The organism is Terrabacter carboxydivorans (genome assembly GCF_039532035.1).
Lineage (GTDB): Bacteria > Actinomycetota > Actinomycetes > Actinomycetales > Dermatophilaceae > Terrabacter > Terrabacter carboxydivorans.
Genome location: NZ_BAAARE010000008.1, coordinates 103,203 through 128,812, shown reverse-complemented (window position 1 = coordinate 128,812; position 25,610 = coordinate 103,203). Strand labels below are relative to the sequence as shown.

Below are 25,610 nucleotides of genomic sequence, written 5' to 3'. Positions count from 1 at the left end.
TGGCCTCCGACTTGGCCACCGTCACGTCTCGCTCGGCTGGGCCGCTGTCAGGCCGGTTTGGGCGAGGGCCACGGCCACGCGGTGCAGCCCTTGAGCCCGTAGGTCTGCTGCATCATGACCGGCGCGACCTTGCCCGGGCCCCCGCAGTAGGCGTGGGCGTGTCCGATGCCGTGCCCGACCTCGTGGTTGACGAGGTAGACGCGGTACTGCGCGACGTCGCTGCCGTAGGCGTCTGCACCGAGCACCCAGCGGCGCAGGTTGAGCACCACGCGTCCGGAGTTGTGGCAGCTGACCTGGCCACGCGTCTCCAGCGGTGCGCACAGCTTGTCGACCGTGTCGGGGCTCGCGAGGGTGATCCGCAGGTCGACCGCCGCGCCCTTGGCCGCGTCGGCGGGGGAGACGTCGACGAAGCGCACGCCGTCCGTGGCCTGCCAGCCGCGCGGGTCGGTCAGCACCGTGCCCACGGCAGTGGCGAAGTCCTCGGCCCGGACGTCGATGCCGCCCTCGAGCTCGACGGTGTAGCGGACGACGCGTCCTCCGGCCGGGGCCGGCCTCAGGGCCGCGGCCGGCATCGCGACTACGGTGAAGCGGCCCGTCCCGGACAGGATGACGGCGCCCTTGTCGTCCTTGCCGTCGCCGGTCCCGGCGGGCGGTGAGTCAGCCGGTGCGGTCGCGGTGCCGCTCGCGGTCGACCGCGAGCTCTGTGAGTCGGTGCCGGCGTCGGGGATCCGCTCCAGGTCGTCGACCGAGATCGCCGGAGCCAGGCCGAGGCTCTGCGCGAGCTGCGACGCGCGTGACAGGGCGCTCTGCGGCACGGGCTCGCCCGCGCCGGCCCGCGTGACCGACCACAGGTCGGCTGCGATGCAGAGGACGACGCCGAGGGCTGCCAGCGAGCGACGGCGGCGGATCGCCTGCCGTTGGGCAGGGGTCGTCCGGCGCCCTGCACTGCCACTCGCCATGGAGGTCACGCTAGGCCACGTACCCGTTGGGGTGGGGGACCGCGCAGCGGACCCGCCGAGGGCCTCCCGGCCTCCACCGGCCCGATTTGGTCGGGACGCGTCCTGCCCGTACTCTGGTCAACGACCAATGACCGCCGGTTGGAGGGCGTGGGCAACCACGATCTCCCGAAGGTCCCGCACGTGTTGTGGGCAGCCAGCGCAGGACACTCAGCCTCACGGCATGCCTCGAGTATGTCGCTACGAGCCCCGAGCGCCCTGCGCCGGGGCTCTTTCTCGTGCAGGCCCTTCGGATCCTCCGCCCGGCGGCACCACGCAAGGGAAGGAGGCCCAGATGGCGAACTCCGAGAAGGACGCTGCCATTGCCGAGATCACGGACAAGTTCCGTGAGTCCGGTGCGGCCGTTCTCACCGAGTACCGCGGCCTGACCGTGGCCCAGCTCTCGCAGCTGCGCAGCTCGATCCGGGAACACGCCACCTACGCCGTGGTCAAGAACACGCTCACGGAGCGCGCCGCCAAGGAGGCCGGAATCACGGCCTTCGACGGCCACCTCCAGGGCCCGTCGGCCATCGCCTTCATCACCGGTGACCCGGTCGAGGCGGCCAAGGGTCTGCGTGACTTCGCCAAGGCACACCCCCTCCTCGTGATCAAGGCTGGCGTCCTCGACGGCAAGACCTTGAGCCCCGAGGAGATCACGAAGCTCGCGGACCTCGAGTCCCGCGAGGTTCTGCTGGCCAAGCTTGCGGGCGCCATGAAGGGCTCCCTCACCAAGGCCGCCTACCTCTTCGTCGCTCCTCTGTCGCAGACGGCCCGTGTGGTCGAGGCTCTGCGCCAGAAGCGCGAGGAGCAGGGCCCCGCCACGGAGGCTCCGGCCGCCGAGGCAACCACCGACGTCGCCGAGGGTGGCGACGAGAGCTGACGCCCACCGGCGTCTGCTCGGTTCATCAAACAGCCACTCACGGCAAGTAACAGGAAGGAAGCCATCATGGCGAAGCTCAGCACCGACGAGCTCCTTGACGCCTTCAAGGAGATGACCCTCATCGAGCTCTCGGAGTTCGTGAAGCAGTTCGAGGAGACCTTCGAGGTCACCGCTGCTGCCCCCGTCGCCGCCGCCCCCGCGGCCGGTGCCGGTGGCGCTGCCGCCGTCGAGGAGGAGGAGAAGGACTCGTTCGACGTCGTTCTCACCGCCGCCGGCGACAAGAAGATCCAGGTCATCAAGGAGGTCCGCGCGCTCACGAGCCTCGGCCTCAAGGAGGCCAAGGACCTCGTCGACGGCGCCCCCAAGCCCGTTCTCGAGGGTGTCGACAAGGCTGCGGCCGAGAAGGCCAAGGAGCAGCTCGAGGGCGCTGGCGCGACCGTCGAGCTCAAGTGATCTGACCCCGCTCTGCCGGGATCACTGCTCTACCGCGAAGGCGGGTCCGACCTCTGGTCGGGCCCGCCTTTCGCTTGCCCGCTCACGTGTGCGGGCTGCGTCGCGGGCCTGTGGCTGGGTCGCGGGCCTGTGGCTGAGTCGCGGTCGCGGGGCGTGACGGCGCTCGCGGCGTGGAGCGACGGCGGCCGTCCCTGCCGACGCGCCACTTTCGTATGCCGCGTGGCCGCCGCCGATGCCGCGACCACCGCCACGCCTCGCGCCCTTTGGTCCAGGGGGTCAATGTATCTGCGCGGCCCATGGGCCGCGCAGATACATCGACCCGGTTGCATCGACCGCGTGGTGGGGCGCCGTCAGGCGGCGTGGGCCAGGGCGTCCTTGAGGGCGGCGAGCACGAGAGCGACGCGGTCGGGTCGCGCGTTGTGTCCCATGAGGCCGATGCGCCAGACGGTCGCGGCGAACTCGCCCACCCCGGCACCGATCTCGAGGTCGTGGCGCTCCAGCAGGTAGCGACGAACCGCCGCCGAGTCGACGCCGTCCGGGACGCGCACCGTCGTCAGCTCGGGCAGGCGGGCGCCCTCCTGCGCGAAGAGCGTCAGGCCCATCTCCTCGAGGCCGTCCTGCAGCAGGCGCCCGGCCTCGGCGTGGCGGTCCCACACCTTCTCGAGGCCCTCGTCGGCGATGCGCTGCAGACCGGCGTGCAGGCTGACGACCATCGCCGTCGGGGCCGTGTGGTGGTAGGTGCGCTTGCCGGCCCCCGACGCCTCGCCGACGTAGCCGCCGAGGAGCCCGAGGTCGAGGTACCACGACGACGGCTTGGGCACCCGCCGCTCGAAGGCCCGGTCGCTGATGGTGAAGGGCGCCAGACCCGGTGCGACGCCGAGGCACTTCTGGGTCCCGGCGTAGCCGATGTCGATGCCCCAGTCGTCGGCGCGCAGCTCGATGCCGCCGATGCTCGTGACGGCGTCGACGAGGAGGAGGGCGTCGCCCTTGAGGGCGCCGAGGGCGGCGATGTCGGACCGGACGCCCGTCGAGGTCTCGGCGTGCACGGCGGCGATGATCTTCGGGGACGGGTGTGCTGAGGCGACCCGCTCGGCGTCGACGGGCGTGCCCCACTCGTGGTCGACGCGCACGACCTCGGCGCCGTGACGGCCGGCCACGTCGACCATGCGCTCGCCGAAGAGCCCGTTGACGGCCACGACGACGACGTCTCCCGGGTGCACCGTGTTGACGAACGCGGCCTCCATGCCGGCCGAGCCGGTGGCCGACAGCGGCAGGGTGCGTCGGTTGTCGGTGCCCCACACGTGGCGCAGCAGGTCGCACGTCTCGTCCATGATGGCGAGGAAGTCGGGGTCGAGGTGCCCGAGCAGCGGAGCCGCCAGGGCGAGCGTCGCCTCGGGGTAGGGGTTGCACGGGCCGGGGCCGAAGAGGTGCCGGTCGGCGATGGGGCGGCGGCTGGTGGCGGGGGGAGTGGTCATCAGAATCCTGCTCCGGGGTTGAGGATGCCCTGTGGGTCGAGGGCCTGCTTGATGCGGTGGGTGAGGGCCATGACGTCGGGTCCGAGCTGCTCGGGGAGGGCGTCGCGCTTGAGGCGTCCGATGCCGTGCTCGCCGGTGATGGTGCCGCCGAGCCCGATGGCGAGGCTCATGACCTCCGAGAAGGCTTGTGCCGCACGCTCTTTCGCGCCGGGGTCGCCGGCCGGGTAGACGATGACGGGGTGGGTGTTGCCGTCGCCGGCGTGCGCGACGACGGGGATCTCGACGTCGTGGCGGCCGGCGATCTCCGCGATGCCGGTCAGCAGGTCGGGCAGGCGCGGCACCGGCACGCCGACGTCCTCGAGCATGATCGCGCCGCGTCGCTCGATGGCGACGATCGCGGCGCGGCGTGCGGCGACGAACATCTCGCCCTCGGCGGCATCCGTCGTCGTGAAGCACTCGCGGGCGCCCCCGGCCTCGCACAGTCGCTGCATGGTGGCGATCTCCTCGCCCCGGGCGGCGCCGGGGGCGTCGGACTGCGCGAGCAGCATCGCGCCCGCGTCGCGGTCCAGCCCCATGCTGCGGTGGTCCTCGACGGCGTTGACCGACGTCCGGTCCATGAGCTCCATCATCGAGGCGCGCAGCGTGTTGCCGACGGCGACGACGACCCGGGCGGCGTCCTCGACGGTGTCGAAGGTCGCGACGAGGGTGGCGGGCGGCGCCTGGGCCGGGACGAGCCTCAGCGTCGCGCGCGTCACGATGCCGAGGGTGCCCTCGCTGCCGACGAAGAGCTTGACGAGCGAGAGCCCCGCGGTGTCCTTGACCCGCTGGCCACCGAGGTGCACGAGGGTGCCGTCGGCCAGGACGACGTCGAGCCCGAGCACGTAGTCGGTGGTGACGCCGTACTTGACGCAGCACAGGCCGCCGGCGTTGGTGGCGACGTTGCCGCCGATCGAGCAGATCTCGAACGACGACGGGTCAGGCGGATACCACAGGCCGTGCTCGGCGGCGGCCTGCTTGACCTCGACGTTGAGCACACCCGCCTCGGCGACGGCAGTCCGCGTGGCGGGATCGACCTCGATGGCGCGCATGCGCTCGAGGCTGAGCACGATGCACCCATCGACCGCGTTGGAGCCGCCGGACAGCCCGCTGCCGGCGCCGCGGGGAACGAGCGGTATGCCGTGCGCCCCCGCCCAGCGCACGGTCGCCTGCACGTCGGCCGCGCTCGCCGCACGGACCACGGCGAGTGGCATACCGGCCCCGGCGTCAGCCGTGTAGTCGAACCGGTAGGCGGCCACGCTCTCGGGCTCGGTCAGCAGCGCCCCCGGCGTCAGGGACCCGGCGAGCCCGTCGAGGACCTGCAGGTCGGGAGCGTCCTTGCTCACTGTCGTCACCGGACCACCGTAACCACGAGCTCCGCTCCTCGCGCGTCCCGGCCGATGGCGTATGCCGCCGGCTCGCTTCGACCTGGTCGGTCGAGGTGGGTGGTCGGCCGGGTCCTCCCGCCCCCCGCGACGGCCGGCGCCGCGGGCAGTGACGTGCGGCGCGACGTCCTGCCGATCCGTCGACCCTGTTCGGTAGGTTTGCGGCATGGGATGGCTCTCGCGCACCAACAAGTCTGACGCCGACAGCGCGGCGGAGGGCGCGTCCCCGACCGGCGGCCCGCCGGTCCCGCTCCCCGCGGCGCCCGTCGAGGACCTGTCCGGACCGGCGGTTCCGTTCGAGGGCCGCCCGGTCCCGGACGCCCCGGCTGCCACCGCCGGCACGGCTGGCGCGACCGACTCGGCTCCCACTGCACCTGCGACGCCCTCGTCAGCGACGACGGGCCCGGCGAGCCCCATGGGACGGTACGGGCCGCTCGTCACCGTGACCCGGTTCGACTCCGCCCCTCCGGAGCTCGAGTGGCAGCTGCCGCTGAGCGGCGAGCTCTACCGCCTCATCCCGGGCTCCGACCGGCCCGACTACTCGCTCCTCGTCCTCGACCGGCCCCTGCACTTCTACCCCCAGGACGGCTTCGACCTCGGCCGCGTGGAGGTCGAGCAGCGGGTCCAGGACCGCAAGGGGCGCACCATGGTCCGGGTCCACGCCCTGCTCCTCTGCTCCCGCTTCGTGGGCCAGCAACTGCACCCCGGCATGACCGATCTCGCCGTCAACCTCGCCTACGTCATCGACAACTCGCTGGCCCGTGACGCGGAGGTCGACTTCGCCAAGATCGAGTTCGCCGCGACCGGGTTCCTCGACGAGGGGCGACCGCCCGCCCCGGTGTCGCAGCACGCGGAGCAGACCCCGCCCGAGCCCACGCCGGGATCCGAGCCGACGCCCGAACCCGAGCCCACCCCCGAACCTGATCCGACGCGGGAACCCGAGCCGACGCCCGAACCCACGCCGGCCACGGAGCAGCCTGCTCCCGAGCCGGTCGCCCCGGCCACCGCGGAGACGACGGCCGGCTCACGGCATACGACCTCGGACGTCCTCGACGAGCTCGCCCGCACGCTCCGCGAGGGCATCGAGCAGCAGCGCGGCGCGCCCGTCCGGCGGATGACCGCCGCGCTCACCCTCGACCCCGAGCTGCGCCTCACGGGCCTGTCGGGCAACGCCGACGGACAGGCCCCGGTGCCGACGCCCGAGACCTTCGGCCGGATGGCCGAGGTGCTGGGGCGCCTCACCGACGCCGGGGGCGAGGAGCGCATCGCCGCCCTGACGCTGCGCGCCGACGGGGACTCCGTCAGCCACGAGGTCACCGCCACCCACGGGTGACGCGCGCCGACGGCCGGGCGCCGGAGCGCCGACATCCGATGACGGACTCGCGTCAGGCGTGGGGCGCTCGGTAGCTGCGCACGAGCGACGGGTCGAGGGGCCGTCCGACGCTGACCTCCCAGACGCCGCCGTCGAAGCTCTCGAAGACGAGCCGGGCGCCCGACCCGTCGGCGGCGACGAGCTCGACGTAGTCGCAGGAACCGGTGTTCCCCGTGCCCGTGTCGCCCGTCGCGGTGTAGGTGGCGTGGCCCGAGTCGTCGAAGACCCACTCCCGCCCGTCCATCGTCATGCCGCCCACGTCGGGCTCCCCGAAGAGGTCGTAGCGCGGCGTCCAGTGCACGACGGTCGGGCCGCCCCGCGGGCGGACCGAGAGCCACTCGTGCGGACCTGACTCCGTCTCGAGGCAGTGCTCGCGCCAGTCGCGGCCCGGCATGACGAAATGGAGGCTGCCGATGACGCGACGAGGCTCACCCGCGAGCTCGAGGACGGCTCCTGGAGCGACTTGGGACGCCCGCAGCTGAGCGCGCATTCGGCCTCCTCGTTCACATGGTCCTCACAGGATAGTCGGGCGCCGTGCTCCCGGTCCGTGTAAGCGAACCGGCGCGTAACTTCCGCCCCGTCCCGTCGTTTCCCCCGTAGCCGAGTCGAGACGGCGAGAGAGACACAGGTGAGTGCCACATGGGTGTGGAGATCGCGGTCACAGGTCTGACCAAGACCTTCGGTTCGCAGACGATCTGGCGGGACGTGACCCTCACGCTTCCCGCGGGGGAGATCTCGGTCATGCTGGGCCCTTCGGGCACCGGCAAGTCCGTCTTCCTCAAGACGCTCGTCGGGCTGCTCAAGCCCGACGCGGGGTCGATCGTCATCAACGGTCGCGACCTGACGCAGCTGCGCGAGGCCGACCTCTACGAGGTGCGCAAGCTCTTCGGCGTCCTCTTCCAGGACGGGGCGCTCTTCGGGTCGATGACCCTCTACGACAACGTCGCCTTCCCGCTGCGCGAGCACACGAAGAAGACCGAGGCCGAGATCAGGCGGATCGTCACCGAGAAGATGGAGCTCGTCGGCCTCTCCGGCGCCGAGGGCAAGCTCCCCGGCGAGATCTCCGGCGGCATGCGCAAGCGCGCCGGTCTGGCCCGAGCCCTGGTGCTCGACCCCGAGATCCTGCTCATCGACGAGCCGGACTCCGGCCTCGACCCGGTGCGCACGAGCTACATCAACCAGCTCTTCGTCGACCTCAACGCCCAGATCGACGCCACCTTCCTCATCGTCACGCACGACATCAACACCGCCCGGACCGTGCCCGACAACATCGGCCTGCTCTACCACAAGCACCTCGCGATGTTCGGGCCGCGCGAGATGCTGCTCAGCTCCGAGGAGCCGGTCGTGCGCCAGTTCCTCAACGCACAGACGATCGGCCCGATCGGCATGTCGGAGGAGAAGGACGCCGACGAGCTCGCCGCCGAGTCCGGCCAGGAGCTGCCCCCGCTGCCCCCGATCGCCCTCCAGCTGTCGACGAGCGACGGCCAGCCGCGTCGCGCCGAGCGACGCGCAGGCGACTGGTGCCGCGACAACGGCATCACCCCGCCGCCCGGCTCGTTCGAGTCGCAGAACGCCGGTATCCCGGGCGTCCGGCAGGCCCCGACGCAGGACGACGCCAGGACCGCCGAGCTCGCCGCAGCAGGCGCTGGAGCCGCCGGCGCCGGACCGGCCCAGCCGAGCGAGGTGGGCTGACATGGCCGCCCCGCTCACCGGTGTCCTGCGCCAGCCCGGCTCGCTCTTCGCCCTGGCGATCGACGTGTTCCGCGCGCTGCCCAAACGCCCGTTCCAGGTCAAGGAGTTCATCCAGCAGGCCTGGTTCATCGCGAGCGTCACGATCCTGCCGACGGCCCTCGTGTCGATCCCCTTCGGGGCGGTCATCGCCCTGCAGCTCGGCACGCTGACCCGCCAGCTGGGTGCCCAGTCCTACACGGGCGCCGCGAGCGTGCTCGCCGTGCTCCGCGAGGCGAGCCCCATCGTCACGGCCCTGCTCATCGCCGGCGCCGGTGGCTCCGCGATCTGCGCCGACCTCGGCTCGCGCAAGATCCGTGAGGAGATCGACGCCATGGAGGTGCTCGGCATCAGCCCGATCCACCGCCTCGTCGTGCCGCGCGTCCTCGCCTCGATGCTCGTCGCGGTCCTGCTCAACGGACTCGTGTCCGTCGTCGGCGTCGTCGGTGGCTACTTCTTCAACGTCATCGTCCAGGGCGGCACGCCCGGCGCCTACATCGCGAGCTTCACCGCGCTCGCCCAGCTGCCCGACCTCTGGACCGCCGAGATCAAGGCGCTGATCTTCGGCGCCATCGCAGCCGTCGTCGCCGCCTTCAAGGGGCTCAACGCGGGCGGCGGACCCAAGGGCGTGGGTGATGCCGTCAACCAGAGCGTCGTCATCACCTTCATGCTGCTGTTCGTCGTCAACTTCGTCATCACGGCCGTGTACTTCCAAGTCGTGCCGCAGAAGATCTGAGGAGGCGACCCATGGCGACCAAGACCCAGCAGGCAGCCCGCAGCGCGAGCGCGGAGCGGCTGCTCGACATCGCGTCCCGGCCTGCCCGGGCGCTCGACTCGCTCGGCGAGCAGATGCGCTTCTACGTGCGATCGCTCGCGTGGAGCGGGCGCACGCTGCGCCGCTACAAGAAGGAGGTGGTGCGGCTGCTCGCCGAGGTCTCCCTCGGCACCGGTGCGCTGTCGGTCATCGGCGGCACCGTCGGCGTCATCGCCTTCCTCGCCTTCTTCACCGGCACCGAGGTAGGGCTGCAGGGCTACTCCTCCCTCGAGCAGCTCGGTACCGGCGCCTTCACCGGCTTCTTCTCGGCCTACCTCAACACCCGCGAGATCGCCCCGCTCGTCGCGGGCCTGGCGCTCGCGGCGACGGTGGGCTGCGGCTTCACCGCCCAGCTCGGCGCCATGCGCATCTCGGAGGAGGTCGACGCCCTCGAGGTCATGGGCATCCCGTCGCTGCCCTTCCTCGTGACGACGCGCATGATCGCCGGCTTCATCGCCGTCATCCCGCTCTACGTGCTGGGCCTGCTCAGCTCGTATGCCGCGACGCGCTTCATCTCGACGGCGTACTTCGGCCAGTCGGAGGGCACCTACGACCACTACTTCCACCTGTTCCTGCCGCCGGGTGACGTGTTCTGGTCGTTCGTCAAGGTCATGGTCTTCGCGGTCGTGATCATCCTGATCCACTGCTACTACGGCTACACGGCGTCGGGCGGCCCGGCCGGGGTGGGCGTCGCCGTCGGCACCGCGGTGCGCACCTCGATCGTCGCCATCAACATCGTCGACTTCTTCCTCTCCCTGGCCATCTGGGGTGCCACGACGAGCGTGAGGATCGCCGGATGAGCATCGCGCCGACCGAGGGCGTCACCGACGTCAGCACGCAGTCGACCCCCGGGCCGATCACCCAGCACACGCGGAAACGCTTGGGACAGAAGGCATACGGCATCGTCTTCCTGCTCGTCGTCGCCCTGCTGCTCGGCCTCGCGATCGCCTCGTTCCAGAAGCGGTTCACGCCCGTGGTCATGGTTACGCTCGAGACCGACCGTCTCGGCAGCCAGCTGCAGGAGAGCTCCGACGTCAAGCTGCGCGGACTGCTCGTCGGGGAGGTTCGACGCATCGAGGTGACCCCGACGGGGACCCGGCTCCAGCTCGCGCTGCAGCCCGACGAGGTGGCGAAGATCCCGTCCAACGTCAGCGCCCGGCTGCTGCCCAAGACGCTCTTCGGCGAGCGCTACGTCGACCTCGTGACGGCGGCCACCCCGGCCCGGCCGATCCGCGCCGGCGACGTCATCCCGCAGGACCGCAGCAAGGTCGCCATCGAGCTCGAGACGGTCTTCGACAACCTCTACCCGCTCCTGCGCACGGTCCAGCCGGCCAAGCTCGCGACCACCCTCAACGCCCTTTCGACCACGCTCGACGGCCGCGGGGAGCAGATCGGGCGCAACCTCACGCTCGTCGACCGCTACTTCAAGGCCCTCAACCCGAGCATGCCGACGCTCCAGAAGGACATCAGCCTGCTCGCCGACACCGCCGACCTCTACAACGGCGTGGCCCCCGACTTCTTCCGGCTCACCGAGTCCCTGCGCGTCACCAACAAGACCATCGTCGACAAGGACCAGCAGCTCGCCGCCTTCCTCGTCGGCACCGCCGGGTTCGCCAACGAGGCCGCCGGCTTCCTGCGCGACAACGAGCAGCGGATCATCCAGGTCGGGCAGGTCAGCAAGCCCACCCTGCAGCTGCTCGCCGAGTACTCGCCCATCTACCCCTGCGTGGCCTCGGGCCTGGTGAACTGGCTGCCGCGCGCCAACGCGGCCTTCTCCGGCGGCACCTTCCACATCACCCTCGAGGTCGTGCCGCCCCGCAAGGCCTACCGCCCCGGGGAGGAGCCGCGCTGGGACGACAAGCGCGGTCCCCACTGCTACGGCCTGCCCAGCCCGGACGGCTCACAGTCCAACCCCTTCAAGGGCAACCACTTCGACGACGGCACCCAGCCCGCGAGCAACGCGCAGCCCTTCAGCGACCTGCCGCAGGCGCTGCTGGGCAACGCCTCCGCCGCGGACTCCGGCACGGCCGGCACCGCCGAGGAGCAGCGTGTCGTCGGCGCCCTCCTGACGCCCGACGGGCAGACGGCCGACCCGGGGGCGAGCGGCATCCAGACGCTGCTCGCCGGGCCCATGATGCGCGGCACGGTGGTGAGCACCCGATGAAGGTCAAGGGTTCCCTCGTCAAGCTCATCGTCTTCGCCGCCGTCACGCTCTTCGCGACGAGCATCCTCGCCCTGACGATCGCCAACATCCAGTTCGGGTCCAAGGCCACCTACACGGCCGTCGTCAGCGATGCCACCGGTGTCATCCCGGGCCAGGACGTCCGCATCGCCGGCGTGCGGGTCGGCGAGGTCTCGGACGTCCGTGTCGCCCACGACGCGGGACCGGACGGGGCCCACGCCGAGATCGACTTCTCGGTGCTCAAGAGCTCGGTGCTGACCCAGGGCACCGAGGTGACGGTGAAGTACCGCAACCTCGTCGGCCAGCGCTACCTCGCGCTGACGCAGGGCACGGGGGCCGCCGCGCCCCTGGCCGACGGCGCCACGATCCCGCTCTCGCGCACCCACCCGGCGCTCGACCTCACGGTCCTGTTCAACGGGTTCAAGCCGCTCTTCGCGGCGCTGTCGCCGAGCGACGTCAACGAGCTCTCCGGCCTGCTCATCCAGACCCTGCAGGGCGAGGGCGGTGACGTGAACACGTTGCTGGCCAAGACGGCCAGCCTCACCTCCACGATCGCCGACCGTGACGCCGTCATAGGTCGCACCATCGACAACCTCAACGCCGTGCTGGGCACCGTCGACGCCCACGACCAGCAGCTGCTCTCGCTCATCGACCAGCTCCAGCGCTTCACGAGCGGGCTGGCCGCGGACCGCGAGACGATCGGCCGCTCCCTCTCGGGCATCAACACCCTCTCCGCCGAGACGGCCGACCTGCTCGTGTCCACCCGGCCGCTCATCAAGGACGACGTGGCGCAGCTGCGCACGCTGGCCACGACGCTCAACAAGCCCTCGAACGTCAAGGAGTTCGAGAGCTTCATCACCGGCGCGCCCGGCCGCATCACGACCCTGACCCGCACGGCGACCTACGGCTCGTGGTTCAACTTCTACCTGTGCAAGTTCGACACCCGTAACCCGATCCTGCCCGGCGTGAGCCCCACCTACGACGTTTCGTCAGCGAGGTGCCAGTCATGAGCATCCCCTTCCGTGAGCGCAACCCCGTCCCCATCGGGGCGGTGGGCCTGCTCGTCATCGCCGTCGTGCTCTACCTGGCCTTCAATGCCTCCAACCTGCCGATCATCGGCGGCGGCACCTCCTACAGCGCCGCGTTCACCGAGGCCGGCGGCATCAAGCCTGACGACGACGTGCGCATCGCCGGCGTCAAGGTGGGCAAGGTGACCGGGGTCGACCTCGAGGACGGCCACGTCCGCGTCGACTTCACGATCACCGAGGACGCGAGCTTCGGCCCGCAGACCGGCGCCTCCATCCGGATGAAGACGATCCTGGGGGAGAAGTACGTCGCGCTCGACCCCAAGGGCCAGGGTCAGCTCGACCCCGACACGCAGATCCCGGTCGCGCGCACCGTCAGCTCCTACGACGTCATCAACGCCTTCCAGGACCTGACGACGACCACCGAGCGCATCGACACCGACCAGCTGGCGAAGTCCCTGACCGTCATCGCGACCGAGTTCAAGGATAGCCCGAAGTACGTCAAGGCCACGCTCGACGGCCTCTCGCGCCTCTCGCGCACGGTGGCCAGCCGCGACGCCGAGCTCGGCTCGCTGCTGCAGCGGGCCAACAGCGTCAGCGGTCTCGTGCGCAGCCGCAACGAGCAGGTGAGCACCCTCATCAGGGACGCCGACCTGCTCATGGTCGAGCTGGTCAAGCGCCGGGACGACATCCGCACGCTCTTCCGCAACACCTCCGCCCTGTCTCAGCAGCTGACCGGGCTCGCCCGTGACAACCGTGCGCAGCTGAAGCCCGCCCTCGCGGAGCTCGACAAGACGCTGGCGATGCTCCAGAAGCACGACGTCGACCTCGAGAAGACGATCCAGGCGATGGCCCCGTTCACGCGGGTCTACGCCAACACGCTCGGCACCGGGCGCTGGTTCGACACCTGGGTGTCCAACCTCGTCGTCCCCGTCGGCACCCCGGGTCTCGCGCTGCCCGGCACCAAGCTGCCCGACCTGCTCCTTCCCGGCACCTCAGGAGGTGGCCGCTGATGCCTGCCCGTGAGAGCACCTCGCGTATGCCGTTCGGTCGGCTGCACGCGCCCGTGACCCTGCTCGGCAAGATCGTCACCGGCCTCGTCGTCGTGGGCCTCGTCGCCGCGGGCATCGTCTTCTGGCCCAGCCAGGGGCAGACGTCCGTCAGCGCCGACTTCACGCGCGCGGTCGGGCTCTACCCGGGTTCCGACGTGCGCATCCTCGGGGTCAAGGTCGGCCAGGTCGACAGCGTGACGCCAGAGGGCGACCACGTCCACGTCACCTTCAGCTACGACGACAAGTACCGCGTGCCCGCCTCGGCCAAGGCCGCCATCGTCGCGCCGTCCCTCGTCTCGGACCGCTACGTCCAGCTGCTCCCGGTCTACGCATCCGGTCCGGCGCTGGCTGCGGGCGCTCGGATCCCGTTGGACCGCACGGCCGTTCCCGTCGAGCTCGACCGGGTGTCGCAGAGCCTCGACGACCTCATGGTCGCGCTGGGTCCCGACGGCGCCAACAAGAACGGGGCGCTCAACGACCTCCTGCGCACCTCCGCCGCCAACCTCGACGGCAACGGCGACAAGATCAACGGCACGGTGCACGACCTTTCGACCGCGCTGTCGACGCTGTCCGGCAGCCGCGAGGACCTCTTCGGCACGGTGAAGAACCTCCAGTCCTTCACCTCGATGCTGGCCGCCAACAACGACCAGGTGCGCCGGCTCAACTCCGACCTCGCCACGGTCGCGACGCAGCTCAGCGAGGAGCGGGGCGACCTCAAGGCGACCCTCCAGAGCCTCGGCATCGCCGTCGACGAGGTGTCCGGCTTCGTCTCCGACAACCGCGCGCTGCTCAAGAGCGACCTCGACCGGGCGGTCGCCGTGACGGGCACCATCGCGAAGAACCGGCAGGCCCTGGCCGCCACCCTCGAGAACGCCCCCGTCGCCCTGTCGAACCTCCAGAACGCCTACCACCCCCAGACCGGCACGCTCGACACGCGCAACAACGCCAAGGGTCTCGACGACCCGCTGCTGCTCATGTGCTCGATCCTCACCGGCCCGACGCAGACCGGGAACACCAAGCTGTGCGACTCGCTCAAGAAGGCGCTGCTCCTCAAGCTGCCCACCCTGCCGTCCCTGCCGAGCGGCACTGCGCTGCAAGGCGCCCCGCAGCCGAGCGGCCTGGTCAACCTCCGCGGTGCCGACCCGACCCTCGGTGGACTGCTCGGAGGTTCCCGATGACGTATGCCGTCCGCTCCAGGGTCCGAGGCGCCTCCGTCGTCGTCGTGCTGGCCTCGCTCGCCCTGGGTGGGTGCAGCGCCTACGACCTGCCCCTCCCGGGTGGTGCCGGCACCGGCGACAACTCCTACACCGTGACGGCCGAGTTCGCCGACGTGCTCGACCTCGTGCCCCAGTCGTCGGTCAAGGTCAACCAGGTCACGGTGGGCAGCGTCGAGGACATCAAGGTCACGGGCTGGACCGCGACGGTGCGGCTGCGCCTCCCGGGCAACGTCGTGCTGCCCGACAACGCCACGGCCGAGCTGAAGCAGACCTCGCTCCTCGGCGAGAAGTACGTGGCGCTGGCGCCCCCGACCGACGTGCCGCCCCAGGGGCGGTTGGGGGAGGGCGACCGCATCCCGCTGTCACGCACGAGCCGCAACCCCGAGGTCGAGGAGGTCCTCGGCGCGATGTCGTTGCTGCTCAACGGTGGTGGCGTGGCGCAGCTGAAGACCATCGAGAGCGAGCTCGACAACGCCCTGCGGGGACGCACCGGGGACGTCAAGGACCTCGTCACCCAGCTGGGCACCTTCGTCGGGGGACTCGACGCGCAGAAGGGCGAGATCGTCCGCGCCATCGACAGCATCGACAGGCTGTCCTCGACGCTGGCGAAGAACCAGACGAAGATCGCCGCCGCCCTCGAGGAGCTGCCCAAGGGCCTGACGATCCTGGCCGACCAGCGTCGCCAGCTCACGGCGATGCTGACCGCCCTGCGCGACCTGGGAGAGGTGGGCACCCGGGTCATCCGTGGGTCGCGGGCCGACCTCGAGGCGAACCTCCGGGCGATCAGCCCGATCCTGCGCCAGCTGAACAAGGCGGGTGACGACCTCCCCAAGAGCTACCAGCTGCTGCTGACCTATCCCTTCCCCAACAACGCCCAGGACACGATCAAGGGCGACTTCACCAACCTGTGGGCGACCCTCGACACCAATGTGGGCACCATCGCCGGCAACCTCGGCGTGGGCAAGCTGCCCAGCGTGCCGGGCGTCCCCGGGGTGCCGTCGCTGCCGCTTCCCTCGGTCCCGGTGCCGTCGGTCCCGTTGCCCTCGGTGCCCCTGCCCAAGGTCCCCCTCCCGTCCGTGACGGGGCTGCCGTCCCCGACGCTGCCCGGCGGCCTGCTCGGCTCGAGCGCCTCCGGTTCCGGCTCGGCCGACTCGGCCTCCTGGTCCACGCTCTTCCCCACGGGAGGCTCCCGATGATCACCCGCACCGTCCGGCTCCAGCTGGCCGCCTTCGCCCTGCTGTCCGTCACGCTCGTCGCGATCCTCTCGGCCAACTACGTCGGTCTCACCGACAAGATCGCGGGCGGCAGCTACGTCGTGTCCGCCGACCTCGCGCAGTCGGGGGGCATCTTCGCCGGTGCCGAGGTGACCTACCGCGGCGTCACCGTGGGCAAGGTGGAGGCGCTGCGCCTCTCGGGCGACGGGGTCGCCGTCGACGCCCGCCTCGACCGGGGCACCGAGGTCCCCAAGGACACCCGGGCGGTCGTCGAGAACCGCTCGGCGGTGGGGGAGCAGTACCTCGACCTGCAGCCGCGCACCGCGGGCGGCCCGTTCCTCGCCGCCGGCGACGTCATCCCGCGTGCCCGCACGGCCTTCCCCCTGCGCATCGACCAGCTGCTCCAGCACGTGAACGACACCGTCGCGTCCGTGCCCCGCGGCGCCCTCGTGACGACCGTCGACGAGCTGGCGCAGGCGTTCAAGGGCGGCGGCACGGACCTGCAGCGGCTGGTCGACTCGGGCGACGCCCTGACCGCAGCGGCCACCGAGGCGCTGCCGCAGACCACCAAGCTCATCGACGACGGACGCATCGTGCTCGACACCCAGGTCAAGAGCGGCGCCGACATCCGCACGAGCGTGTCCGGCTTCGCCGACGTCGCCGACACCCTGCGCCAGTCCGACCCCGACCTGCGGCTCGTGCTCGACCGCGGCTCGGTCGCCGTCGAGCAGCTCGACGCCCTGATCTCCGAGAACAAGCAGAGCCTGGCCGCGCTCCTGGCCAACTTCATCACCATCGGCAACGTGACGACCGCGCGCCTCGACGGCATCGAGCAGCTGCTCGTCACTTACCCCGACGTCGTGACCGGCGGCTTCACGGTCGTGCCCGGCGACGGCACCGCCCACTTCGGGCTCGTCCTCAACGTCGACGATCCCAAGGCGTGCGAGGCCGGCTACGAGGGCACCAAGAAGATCGACCCGCACCAGACGACGGGGTTGCCGCCGGTGAACCTCGACGCCCACTGCGCCGCCGCGCGAGGCTCCGGGACCGACGTCCGGGGCGCGCAGAACGCGCCGAAACCGACGCGCGGGGGCCAGGGCGGCCAGAGCTACCCGATGGCCTTCGGGGCGACACCCGTGGCTCTCGGCAACCAGGCCGTGACCTCCGGGCGCCCCGAGTCGTTGTCAGTCCAGTCCCCGGTCGCTCCGGCCGGTGACGGACGGACCGACAACGGCACGAGCTGGCTCTGGATGATGCAGGAGGCGCTCCGCTAGCCGGTGACGGAAGGAAACCCCTCGATGACGATGGTCACCACCCACCCGGAGACCGGGCGGCTCCCGAGCACGCCCGACGGCTCCGACGAACCGGACCCCCGCGACGCGGACACCGCTGGCGACGTGGGCTCCGGTCCCCACGACGCGCCACGTGCGGGCCTTAGGGGTGTCCGCACGTGGCGCCCCACCCCCCGGCTGCTCTGGGGCCTGATGGCGCTGTTCCTGCTCGCCGCGGTCGCCGTCTCGGCCACGCTCGGTCGCGCGACCTGGCAGCAGCAGCGCCAGACGGACGACGGGGCCGCGGCCCTCGCCGCCGGACGCCAGATCGCCGTCAACTTCGTGACGATGGACGCCGCGTCGTTCGATGCCGACACCAAGCGGGTGCTCGACGGGTCCACCGGGGCGTTCCAGAAGGAGTACGCGTCCACGCTGGCCCAGCTCAAGCCCGTCGTCACGGCCAACAAGACCGTCTCGACCGTGGAGCGGGCCGAGGCCTCGCTCGTCTCGGCCGACGAGGACTCGGCCAAGGTCATCGTGGGCGTCGTGGCCCCGACCTCGAACGCCTCGACCCCGCAGCCCGAGAAGAAGACCTATCGGCTCCGTCTCGACCTCGTGAAGGTCGGCGACGCGTGGAAGGTGAGCTCCCTTGACTTCGTCAGCTGACTCCCGCCGCCCCGTCGGCCAGGCCGGTACGCCCGGACCCCGCAAGCGCGTGGCCGGTGCCCGCCGTCGCGCCTCCGGCACCACCGAGGCCCCCTCGTCCACGCTCGTCCTCGACCCGCTGCCCGCCGCGGCCGGCGACCCGACCGACGGCCGGGCGACCACTGTCGCGCCGGACACGGAGGTCGACACCCGCGGGGCGGGCGCCCCCGAGGCGTCCTCGACGCCGCGCAGCGACCGGACCCCGGCGGCTCGTCGCACGGTCGCGAGGAGCGTGGCGACCGCCGAGCCCGGGCAGCGCACGGCGCCCGGGGCGTCCCGGTCCGGCGAGGCGTCCGAGGCGTCCGAGGAGCCGATGGGCGTGGCGCAGTCCGAGGAGCCGGGCGAGGCGAGGACGCCGCGTGCGTCCGCCGGCCTGTGGGCCTCCGCGATCGGGGCCACCCTGGCCCTCGCGGTCCTCGCTGCCTCGCTCGTCTACGCGCTGCGACCGACCGTCAGCGACGGCGACCGCACCGCCGCGGTCGGCTCGGCCCGCACCACGCTCGAGAGCCTGCTCAGCTACAGCGGCTCGACGTTCGACAAGCACGTCGGGGAGGTGACGCCCGAGCTCACCTCGCCGTTCAAGGACCAGTTCACCAAGGTGGCGGCCACCGACATCAAGCCGATGGCGGTCAAGAACGACGCGACGGTCCAGGCCAAGGTCTACGACGCCGGGGTCATGGACGCCGACGGCGACGGTGGCGACGGCACGACGGTCCGCGTCATGGCCTTCGTCAACCAGGCCACGACGACCAAGGCGCAGCCCACGCCGGCCATCGACCAGAACCGCGTCATCGCGACGATGCGCAAGGTCGGCGACCGCTGGCTCGTGAGCGAGCTGTCCGCGTACTGAGTCGGCCGTCCGGCTCCCACGGCGCCCCGCGCCGCGGGACCACCGCCGGGTCGGGGTCGTGCGGGATCCGACGAGGGCTCGGGGGCACCGGCCGGCGGCGGCCCCGAGCCCCCGGGTGTTGGCATACTTCACGCTGTGAAGCTCATCCAGGCCAATGGCGTCCCAGAGTCCCTCGCCCGCGTCGACCAGCCGCAGGCGCCGCCCGTCCGTGTCGCCCTCGTCCAGCACGAGTGGGTCGAGGACGCGGCCGCGCTCGTCGACACCCTGCGCGACGGCATCCGCACGGCGGCCGAGGCCGGGGCGAAGGTCGTGTTCCTCCCGGAGCTGACGCTGTCCCGCTACCCGGCCGACACGCTGCCCGAGGGCACGCCCTCCGCGACGGCAGAGGACCTCGCGACCGGGCCCACGGTGACGTTCGCCCGGGCCGCGGCCCGCGACTTCGGGGTCCACGTCCACGCCTCGCTCTACGAGCGCGCCGAGCAGGGCGACGGTCTCGGCTTCAACACCGCCGTCGTGGTCGCACCCGACGGGCAGGTCGTGGCGCGCACGCGCAAGACCCACATCCCCGTCACCGCCGGCTACTACGAGGACAAGTACTTCCGTCCCGGGCCGCCGGACGACGCCTACCCGGTCGTCGCCCTCGAGGACCCGTCGCTCCGGCTCGGCCTGCCGACCTGCTGGGACGAGTGGTTCCCCGAGGTCGCACGCCTCTACTCCCTCGGCGGCGCCGAGGTGCTCTGCTACCCGACCGCCATCGGCTCCGAGCCGGACCACCCCGACTTCGACACCCAGCCGCTCTGGCAGCAGGTCATCGTCGGCAACGGCATCGCCAACGGCCTCTTCATGGTCGTGCCCAACCGGTTCGGCACCGAGGGGCTCATCACCTTCTACGGCAGCTCCTTCATCTCCGACCCCTACGGTCGCGTCCTCGTCCAGGCGCCCCGAGACGAGGCCGCCGTCCTCGTCGCCGACCTCGACCTCGCGCAGCGCCGTGACTGGCTCGAGCTCTTCCCCTTCCTCGCGACCCGGCGTCCCGACTCGTATGCCGCCCTGACCGCCCCCGTGCGCGACGACCACCGTCGCGAGGTCCAGCAGTGACCGACCCCGCCCCGGCGTCGGGGGAGTCCGCCGCCGGCCAGCCGGCCGGCTGGGTGATGCCGTCGGAGACCGACCGCCACGACTGCACGTGGATGGCCTGGCCGAGCCAGGGCTACACGCTCGGCGCCACCTCGGACGAGGTGGCCACGGCCCGGGGCACCTGGGCAGCCGTCGCCAACGCCGTCGCCGGGTTCGAGCCGGTCCGGATGGTCGTCGTCCCCGACGACCTGGCCGTGGCCCGGCAGCTCCTGCACCCGGAGATCGAGCTCGTGCCCGCCGCCCTCGACGACGCGTGGATGCGCGACATCGGTCCGACCTTCGTCCGTTCCGCCGACGGCACGCGTCTGGGCGCCGTCGACTGGGTCTTCAACGGCTGGGGCGCCCAGTCCTGGGCCAGCTGGGAGCACGACTCGCGCATCGGCGCCTTCGTCGGCGGCCTCACCGGGGCCGAGGTCATCGGCTCGTCCCTCGTCAACGAGGGAGGCGGCATCCACGTCGACGGCCTCGGCACGGTGCTGCTCACCGAGACGGTGCAGCTCGACCCCGGCCGCAACCCGGGGCTGACCCGCGCCGACGTCGAGGACGAGCTCGCGCGCACCATCGGCGCGACGACGTGCGTGTGGCTCCCGCGGGGCCTCACCCGCGACTACGACGAGTTCGGCACGCGCGGCCACGTCGACATCGTCGCCACGATCGCGAGGCCCGGCGTCGTGCTGCTCCACGAGCAGCAGGACCCCTCGCACCCCGACCACGCCGTGTCGCGGCAGCTGCGCGAGGTGCTCGAGGACGCCCGCGACGCACGGGGCGAGCGGTTCGAGGTCGTGGGGGTGCCGGCGCCCCGGACCCTGGCCGACGCCGACGGGCCGGTGGACTGGTCCTACATCAACCACCTCGTCGTCAACGACGGGGTCATCGCGTGCACGTTCGGCGACGAGCAGGACGACGCGTCCCTCGCGGTCCTCGCCGAGGCCTACCCCGGCCGTCAGGTGGTGGGGGTCGACGCCCGCCCGCTCTTCGACCGCGGTGGAGGCATCCACTGCATCACCCAGCAGCAGCCGACCCTCTGAGGTCGCGGCCTCCGTGGTCCCGGGGCCGGCAGCGCGATGTGCGAGTGGGCACCTCCCCGCAGGGAAGGTGCCCACTCGCACAGCCGGCTGACCCGTCGGGCCGTTGGTCAGGCCTGCGGCAGCCTCTTGTGGACGTCCTCGCTCATGCGCACGACCGAGAGGTAGAACTCCAGGGTCATCCTGATGACGGCGAGGTAGATGACGACGAAGACCGGACCGAGGATGAGCGCCGCGAGGCCGGTCCCGAAGTTCTGGGTGAAGCCGATGATGACGAAGATGAGCCAGCTCGCCACGAGCGCGACCGTCGCCAGGAGGTAGACGAAGCGCACGAGGATCGGCGTGACGAAGTTGGTGAAGCTGAAGTCGAAGAGGGCGGTGAAGAAGCCCGCGCCCTCCTTGGCCGGGTCGGGGATGCTCGACATCCCGCTGGGACCGCCGGTCGGGCCCGTCGGGCCGGTGGGGCCGCCGAAACCTCCCGGGGCGCCCGTGCCTCCGGTGCCTGCGGGGGCCACCGGCGGTGGCGGGGGAGCGCCGGCACCGCCGGTGGCCGACGAGGGCGGCATGCTGCCCGGCGCGGCGGGCGGCGGCGGGGAGCTCGGGCCGGTCGGACCGCCCGCGCTGCTCGCCAGCGGCGTCGTGGGGTCACCGCCGGCGGGACGGTTGAAGGACGGCTGCTCGGGCGGGTTCGGATCGGACATGGCTTCCCTCTCGGAAGGAGACGTCAACGAATCTCTGGCGTGCTCCATGCTAGGGCGGGGACGTCCTCGGGGCCTGGTATCGGCTCAGTCTGACGCGGTGTCGGTGCAGGTCAGAGGGGTTCCGGGCGCGCCTACGCGGCGTGTCGCGACGCGCCTGGACGACAGCGGGTCTTGACGTCGGCCCCGCGGAGGGCCATATTCGTCGCGTTCGCATCGCGAGCTCCCGGTCCGGGGGGCGTGGCAGGTCACGTCGAGGGCGTCCGGTCGGTTCGCCCCGGACACGCCTCGTCAGGAGACCTCCGCTCCTTGACCCGGCTGGACACTCCTGCCCTTTGTGGGTAGGCTAGGCCTTTGCGCTGCCCATGCCCACCCTTCGCGACCTCGGTCAGGCCACTCACCATGCCATCCGGCATCCGGCCTGACCTCGGGACCCGCGAGCGGAGCCATGCGGCAACGCGGATCTGAAGATTCGAAAAAGGCCCGTGGAAGGACCCTCCTTGGCTGCCTCGCGTACTGCGACGAACATGTCCACCGCACAGACCCCTTCGGGGCGTCTGTCCTTCGCGAAGATTCGCGAACCACTCGAGGTCCCCGACCTCCTGGCGCTTCAGACGGAGAGCTTCGACTGGCTGCTCGGCAACGAGCGCTGGCAGGCTCGCGTCGCCGCGGCCAAGGCCGAGGGACGCACCGACGTCCCCGACCGGTCCGGGCTCGAGGAGATCTTCGAGGAGATCTCCCCGATCGAGGACTTCAGCGGCTCCATGTCGCTGTCGTTCCGCGACCACCGCTTCGAGGAGACCCGCAAGACGATCGAGTCGTGCAAGGAGCGCGACCAGACGTACGACGCACCGCTCTTCGTCACCGCCGAGTTCATGAACGCCCAGACGGGCGAGATCAAGAGCCAGACGGTCTTCATGGGTGACTTCCCGCTCATGACCGAGCGCGGCACCTTCATCATCAACGGCACCGAGCGTGTCGTCGTCTCGCAGCTCGTCCGCAGCCCGGGCGTCTACTTCGAGCGCACGCCCGACAAGACGTCCGACAAGGACATCTACACGGCCAAGATCATCCCGAGCCGCGGCGCCTGGCTCGAGTTCGAGATCGACAAGCGCGACATGGTCGGCGTCCGCGTCGACCGCAAGCGCAAGCAGTCGGTCACGGTGCTCCTCAAGGCCCTCGGCTGGACCGAGGCCCAGATCCTCGAGGAGTTCGGCGAGTTCGAGTCGATGCGCCTCACCCTGGAGAAGGACCACACCCAGGGCCAGGACGACGCGCTGCTCGACATCTACCGCAAGCTGCGCCCGGGCGAGCCGCCGACCAAGGAGGCCGCGCAGACGCTGCTCGACAACCTCTACTTCAACGGCAAGCGCTACGACCTCGCCAAGGTGGGCCGCTACAAGGTCAACAAGAAGCTCGGTCTCGACGCCTCGATCAACGACTCGACCCTGTCGATCGACGACATCGTCAAGACGATCAAGTTCATCGTCACGCTGCACGACGGCCAGGACTCGATGAAGGGCACGAAGAACGGCGAGGAGATCGACGTCCGCGTCGAGGTCGACGACATCGACCACTTCGGCAACCGTCGCCTCCGCTCCGTCGGCGAGCTCATCCAGAACCAGGTCCGCACCGGCCTGTCCCGCATGGAGCGCGTCGTCCGCGAGCGCATGACCACGCAGGACGTCGAGGCGATCACGCCGCAGACCCTGATCAACATCCGCCCCGTGGTGGCCTCGATCAAGGAGTTCTTCGGCACGTCGCAGCTCTCCCAGTTCATGGACCAGAACAACCCGCTCGCGGGCCTGACGCACAAGCGTCGTCTGTCCGCGCTCGGCCCGGGTGGTATCTCCCGTGACCGCGCCCAGATGGAGGTCCGTGACGTCCACCCGTCGCACTACGGCCGCATGTGCCCGATCGAGACCCCGGAAGGCCCGAACATCGGCCTCATCGGCTCGCTCGCGTCCTACGGTCGCATCAACGCGTTCGGCTTCATCGAGACGCCGTACCGCAAGGTGCGTGACGGTCACGTCACCGACGAGATCGACTACCTGTCCGCCGACGAGGAGGACCGCTACGTCGTGGCGCAGGCCAACGCGCCGCTCGACAAGCAGAACAACTTCACCGAGGACCGCGTGCTCGTGCGCACCAAGGGTGGAGAGGTCGAGCTCGTCCCCGGCGACGAGGTCGACTACATGGACGTCTCGCCGCGCCAGATGGTCTCGGCCGCGACCGCGATGATCCCCTTCCTCGAGCACGACGACGCCAACCGTGCCCTCATGGGCGCCAACATGCAGCGTCAGGCCGTCCCGCTCGTCAAGAGCGAGGCGCCCATCGTCGGCACCGGCATGGAGTTCCGCGCCGCCCTCGACTCGGGCGACGTCGTCCGTGCCGAGAAGGCCGGTGTCGTCCAGGAGGTGTCGGCTGACCTCGTCACCGTCGCCAACGACGACGGCACGTACCAGACGTACCGCATCGCCAAGTTCGCGCGCTCCAACCAGGGCACGAGCTACAACCAGGTCGTCGTCGTCAACGAGGGCGACCGGCTCGAGGCCGGCGGCGTCATCGCCGACGGTCCCGCGACCGACGGCGGCGAGATGGCGCTCGGGCGCAACCTGCTCGTCGCGTTCATGTCGTGGGAGGGCCACAACTACGAGGACGCGATCATCCTCAGCCAGCGCCTGGTCCAGGACGACGTCCTCTCCTCGATCCACATCGAGGAGCACGAGGTCGATGCCCGTGACACCAAGCTCGGCCCCGAGGAGATCACCCGGGACATCCCGAACGTCTCCGAGGAGGTCCTGGCCGACCTCGACGAGCGCGGCATCATCCGCGTCGGCGCCGAGGTCCGCGACGGCGACCTGCTCGTCGGCAAGGTCACGCCCAAGGGTGAGACCGAGCTGACGCCGGAGGAGCGCCTGCTGCGCGCCATCTTCGGTGAGAAGGCCCGCGAGGTCCGCGACACGAGCCTCAAGGTGCCCCACGGCGAGACCGGCACGGTCATCGGCGTCAAGGAGTTCCGCGCCGACCTCGGCGACGACCTGCCGCCGGGCGTCAACCAGCTCGTCCGCGTCTACGTGGCCAACAAGCGCAAGATCACCGACGGTGACAAGCTCGCCGGCCGCCACGGCAACAAGGGTGTCATCTCCAAGATCCTCCCGGTCGAGGACATGCCCTTCCTCGAGGACGGCACGCCGGTCGACGTCGTGCTCAACCCGCACGGTGTGCCGCGTCGAATGAACCTCGGCCAGATCCTCGAGCTGCACCTCGGCTGGGCTGCCAGCCGCGGCTGGAAGATCGAGGGCAACCCGGAGTGGGCCAAGGAGATCGCGGTCGACGCGCACGAGGCCCCCGCGGGCTCGCGCGTGGCGACGCCGGTCTTCGACGGTGCCTCCGAGGACGTCGTCACCGGTCTGCTCGACTCGACGCTCAAGACGCGCGACGGGGTCCGCCTCATCGACGCCTCGGGCAAGACGCGCCTCTTCGACGGCCGCTCCGGCGAGCCGTTCCCGGAGCCCGTCGCGGTCGGCTACATGTACATCCTCAAGCTCCACCACCTCGTCGACGACAAGATCCACGCTCGCTCCACGGGTCCCTACTCGATGATCACCCAGCAGCCGCTCGGCGGTAAGGCCCAGTTCGGTGGCCAGCGCTTCGGTGAGATGGAGGTCTGGGCCCTCGAGGCGTACGGCGCTGCCTACACGCTCCAGGAGCTGCTGACGATCAAGTCGGACGACGTCCCCGGCCGCGTGAAGGTCTACGAGGCGATCGTCAAGGGCGAGAACATCCCCGACTCGGGCATCCCGGAGTCGTTCAAGGTCCTCCTCAAGGAGATGCAGTCGCTGTGTCTCAACGTCGAGGTCCTGAGCAGCGACGGCACCACGATCGAGATGAAGGAGTCCGACGAAGAGGTCTTCCGCGCAGCGGAGGAGCTCGGCATCGACCTGAGCCGGCGTGAGCCGTCCAGCGTCGAAGAGGTCTGAGAAGGCCCCCTAACGACAAGCGGTGCGTATGCCGCTGGGCCCGCTCAGCGGCATACGCCCCCTCGTCAACGAATCCCCCTCAGACCAAAGACTTAACGAGAGTTACGAGAGAA

22 protein-coding genes are annotated in these 25,610 nt (G+C 70.9%); 17 read left to right on the top strand and 5 right to left on the bottom strand.

All coding sequences use genetic code 11. The features are described from left to right. Positions 1-47: 47 nt before the first annotated feature. Complete coding sequence (locus tag ABD297_RS10370) at positions 48-959, bottom strand: DUF3152 domain-containing protein (protein ID WP_344254852.1); 912 nt, start codon at positions 957-959, stop codon at positions 48-50. Positions 960-1,290: 331 nt separating this feature from the next. On the opposite strand from ABD297_RS10370, the gene rplJ reads away from it, so the two are divergent. Both rplJ and rplL read left to right on the top strand, forming a co-directional pair. Beyond that, entirely contained in the window at positions 1,291-1,875 is a 585-nt protein-coding gene (gene rplJ, locus ABD297_RS10365; RefSeq protein WP_142176945.1) for a 50S ribosomal protein L10, read from the top strand. A gap of 66 nt (positions 1,876-1,941) precedes the next feature. Then, positions 1,942-2,328, top strand: coding sequence for a 50S ribosomal protein L7/L12 (rplL, locus tag ABD297_RS10360; RefSeq protein WP_030194119.1), 387 nt, complete (start codon positions 1,942-1,944; stop codon positions 2,326-2,328). A 350-nt stretch (positions 2,329-2,678) separates the two neighbouring features. Here the strand turns inward: rplL and ABD297_RS10355 are convergent, their stop codons facing one another. Further along, the gene (locus tag ABD297_RS10355) at positions 2,679-3,803 is read right to left on the bottom strand and encodes a pyridoxal-phosphate-dependent aminotransferase family protein (protein ID WP_344254851.1); all 1,125 of its coding nucleotides are present in this window, start codon (positions 3,801-3,803) and stop codon (positions 2,679-2,681) included. Beyond that, positions 3,803-5,194: an FAD-binding oxidoreductase gene (locus ABD297_RS10350; RefSeq protein ID WP_344254850.1), complete on the bottom strand. Its 1,392-nt coding sequence runs from the start codon at positions 5,192-5,194 to the stop codon at positions 3,803-3,805. The genes ABD297_RS10355 and ABD297_RS10350 overlap by 1 nt, the downstream gene beginning before the upstream one ends. 196 nt (positions 5,195-5,390) lie before the next feature. Here ABD297_RS10350 and ABD297_RS10345 point away from each other — a divergent pair, with 196 nt between their 5' ends. Continuing rightward, entirely contained in the window at positions 5,391-6,557 is a 1,167-nt protein-coding gene (locus ABD297_RS10345) for a hypothetical protein (RefSeq protein WP_344254849.1), read from the top strand. Positions 6,558-6,609: 52 nt separating this feature from the next. Here the strand turns inward: ABD297_RS10345 and ABD297_RS10340 are convergent, their stop codons facing one another. Then, positions 6,610-7,086 carry a DUF4178 domain-containing protein gene (locus ABD297_RS10340; protein WP_344254848.1) on the bottom strand — a complete coding sequence of 159 codons (477 nt, stop codon included), beginning with the start codon at positions 7,084-7,086 and terminating at the stop codon, positions 6,610-6,612. 149 nt (positions 7,087-7,235) lie between these two features. On the opposite strand from ABD297_RS10340, the gene ABD297_RS10335 reads away from it, so the two are divergent. From ABD297_RS10335 to ABD297_RS10275, 13 genes are all read left to right on the top strand, one after another. Then, on the top strand, positions 7,236-8,288 hold the full coding sequence (locus tag ABD297_RS10335; protein ID WP_344254847.1) for an ABC transporter ATP-binding protein: 1,053 nt from the start codon (positions 7,236-7,238) through the stop codon (positions 8,286-8,288). Position 8,289: 1 nt separating this feature from the next. Continuing rightward, complete coding sequence (locus ABD297_RS10330; RefSeq protein WP_344254846.1) at positions 8,290-9,060, top strand: MlaE family ABC transporter permease; 771 nt, start codon at positions 8,290-8,292, stop codon at positions 9,058-9,060. Between the two features lie 11 nt (positions 9,061-9,071). Beyond that, a complete protein-coding gene (locus tag ABD297_RS10325; RefSeq protein ID WP_425581157.1) occupies positions 9,072-9,938 on the top strand; it encodes an MlaE family ABC transporter permease in 867 nt (288 codons plus the stop codon). Then, positions 9,935-11,302: an MCE family protein gene (locus tag ABD297_RS10320; RefSeq protein WP_344254845.1), complete on the top strand. Its 1,368-nt coding sequence runs from the start codon at positions 9,935-9,937 to the stop codon at positions 11,300-11,302. The genes ABD297_RS10325 and ABD297_RS10320 overlap by 4 nt, the downstream gene beginning before the upstream one ends. Then, positions 11,299-12,330, top strand: coding sequence for an MCE family protein (locus ABD297_RS10315; protein WP_344254844.1), 1,032 nt, complete (start codon positions 11,299-11,301; stop codon positions 12,328-12,330). Before ABD297_RS10320 ends, ABD297_RS10315 begins: the two co-directional genes overlap by 4 nt. Then, a complete protein-coding gene (locus tag ABD297_RS10310) occupies positions 12,327-13,358 on the top strand; it encodes an MCE family protein (protein WP_344254843.1) in 1,032 nt (343 codons plus the stop codon). Before ABD297_RS10315 ends, ABD297_RS10310 begins: the two co-directional genes overlap by 4 nt. After that, positions 13,358-14,575, top strand: a complete 1,218-nt coding sequence (locus ABD297_RS10305) for an MCE family protein (RefSeq protein ID WP_344254842.1) — start codon at positions 13,358-13,360, stop codon at positions 14,573-14,575. The genes ABD297_RS10310 and ABD297_RS10305 overlap by 1 nt, the downstream gene beginning before the upstream one ends. Beyond that, a complete protein-coding gene (locus ABD297_RS10300) occupies positions 14,572-15,810 on the top strand; it encodes an MCE family protein (protein ID WP_344254841.1) in 1,239 nt (412 codons plus the stop codon). Before ABD297_RS10305 ends, ABD297_RS10300 begins: the two co-directional genes overlap by 4 nt. Further along, complete coding sequence (locus ABD297_RS10295) at positions 15,807-17,102, top strand: MCE family protein (protein WP_344254840.1); 1,296 nt, start codon at positions 15,807-15,809, stop codon at positions 17,100-17,102. Before ABD297_RS10300 ends, ABD297_RS10295 begins: the two co-directional genes overlap by 4 nt. 24 nt (positions 17,103-17,126) lie before the next feature. Next, positions 17,127-17,765, top strand: a complete 639-nt coding sequence (locus tag ABD297_RS10290) for a hypothetical protein (protein WP_344254839.1) — start codon at positions 17,127-17,129, stop codon at positions 17,763-17,765. Then, positions 17,749-18,654 carry a hypothetical protein gene (locus ABD297_RS10285; protein WP_344254838.1) on the top strand — a complete coding sequence of 302 codons (906 nt, stop codon included), beginning with the start codon at positions 17,749-17,751 and terminating at the stop codon, positions 18,652-18,654. Before ABD297_RS10290 ends, ABD297_RS10285 begins: the two co-directional genes overlap by 17 nt. A 135-nt stretch (positions 18,655-18,789) precedes the next feature. Then, complete coding sequence (locus ABD297_RS10280; RefSeq protein ID WP_344254837.1) at positions 18,790-19,752, top strand: nitrilase-related carbon-nitrogen hydrolase; 963 nt, start codon at positions 18,790-18,792, stop codon at positions 19,750-19,752. A gap of 56 nt (positions 19,753-19,808) precedes the next feature. Then, positions 19,809-20,819 carry an agmatine deiminase family protein gene (locus ABD297_RS10275; RefSeq protein WP_344254955.1) on the top strand — a complete coding sequence of 337 codons (1,011 nt, stop codon included), beginning with the start codon at positions 19,809-19,811 and terminating at the stop codon, positions 20,817-20,819. Positions 20,820-20,926: 107 nt separating this feature from the next. On the opposite strand, the gene ABD297_RS10270 is transcribed toward ABD297_RS10275, so the two are convergent. Further along, on the bottom strand, positions 20,927-21,517 hold the full coding sequence (locus ABD297_RS10270) for a DUF4282 domain-containing protein (protein ID WP_344254836.1): 591 nt from the start codon (positions 21,515-21,517) through the stop codon (positions 20,927-20,929). A gap of 497 nt (positions 21,518-22,014) precedes the next feature. Between ABD297_RS10270 and rpoB the strand changes: the two genes are divergently transcribed. Further along, entirely contained in the window at positions 22,015-25,497 is a 3,483-nt protein-coding gene (rpoB, locus tag ABD297_RS10265) for a DNA-directed RNA polymerase subunit beta (RefSeq protein WP_425581156.1), read from the top strand. Positions 25,498-25,610: the final 113 nt, after the last annotated feature.

Bases quoted from the DNA above. Each gene is read 5' to 3' on its own strand.
- rplJ (WP_142176945.1), top strand. From the start codon at position 1,291: ATGGCGAACTCCGAGAAGGACGCTGCCATTGCCGAGATCACGGACAAG.
- ABD297_RS10355 (WP_344254851.1), bottom strand. From the start codon at position 3,803: ATGACCACTCCCCCCGCCACCAGCCGCCGCCCCATCGCCGACCGGCAC.
- ABD297_RS10275 (WP_344254955.1), top strand. From the start codon at position 19,809: ATGCCGTCGGAGACCGACCGCCACGACTGCACGTGGATGGCCTGGCCG.
- ABD297_RS10300 (WP_344254841.1), top strand. From the start codon at position 14,572: ATGACGTATGCCGTCCGCTCCAGGGTCCGAGGCGCCTCCGTCGTCGTC.
- ABD297_RS10305 (WP_344254842.1), top strand. From the start codon at position 13,358: ATGCCTGCCCGTGAGAGCACCTCGCGTATGCCGTTCGGTCGGCTGCAC.
- ABD297_RS10290 (WP_344254839.1), top strand. From the start codon at position 17,127: ATGACGATGGTCACCACCCACCCGGAGACCGGGCGGCTCCCGAGCACG.
- ABD297_RS10345 (WP_344254849.1), top strand. From the start codon at position 5,391: ATGGGATGGCTCTCGCGCACCAACAAGTCTGACGCCGACAGCGCGGCG.
- ABD297_RS10310 (WP_344254843.1), top strand. From the start codon at position 12,327: ATGAGCATCCCCTTCCGTGAGCGCAACCCCGTCCCCATCGGGGCGGTG.
- ABD297_RS10270 (WP_344254836.1), bottom strand. From the start codon at position 21,517: ATGTCCGATCCGAACCCGCCCGAGCAGCCGTCCTTCAACCGTCCCGCC.
- ABD297_RS10370 (WP_344254852.1), bottom strand. From the start codon at position 959: ATGGCGAGTGGCAGTGCAGGGCGCCGGACGACCCCTGCCCAACGGCAG.
- ABD297_RS10325 (WP_425581157.1), top strand. From the start codon at position 9,072: ATGGCGACCAAGACCCAGCAGGCAGCCCGCAGCGCGAGCGCGGAGCGG.
- ABD297_RS10295 (WP_344254840.1), top strand. From the start codon at position 15,807: ATGATCACCCGCACCGTCCGGCTCCAGCTGGCCGCCTTCGCCCTGCTG.
- ABD297_RS10315 (WP_344254844.1), top strand. From the start codon at position 11,299: ATGAAGGTCAAGGGTTCCCTCGTCAAGCTCATCGTCTTCGCCGCCGTC.
- ABD297_RS10320 (WP_344254845.1), top strand. From the start codon at position 9,935: ATGAGCATCGCGCCGACCGAGGGCGTCACCGACGTCAGCACGCAGTCG.
- ABD297_RS10340 (WP_344254848.1), bottom strand. From the start codon at position 7,086: ATGCGCGCTCAGCTGCGGGCGTCCCAAGTCGCTCCAGGAGCCGTCCTC.
- ABD297_RS10335 (WP_344254847.1), top strand. From the start codon at position 7,236: ATGGGTGTGGAGATCGCGGTCACAGGTCTGACCAAGACCTTCGGTTCG.
- rplL (WP_030194119.1), top strand. From the start codon at position 1,942: ATGGCGAAGCTCAGCACCGACGAGCTCCTTGACGCCTTCAAGGAGATG.
- ABD297_RS10330 (WP_344254846.1), top strand. From the start codon at position 8,290: ATGGCCGCCCCGCTCACCGGTGTCCTGCGCCAGCCCGGCTCGCTCTTC.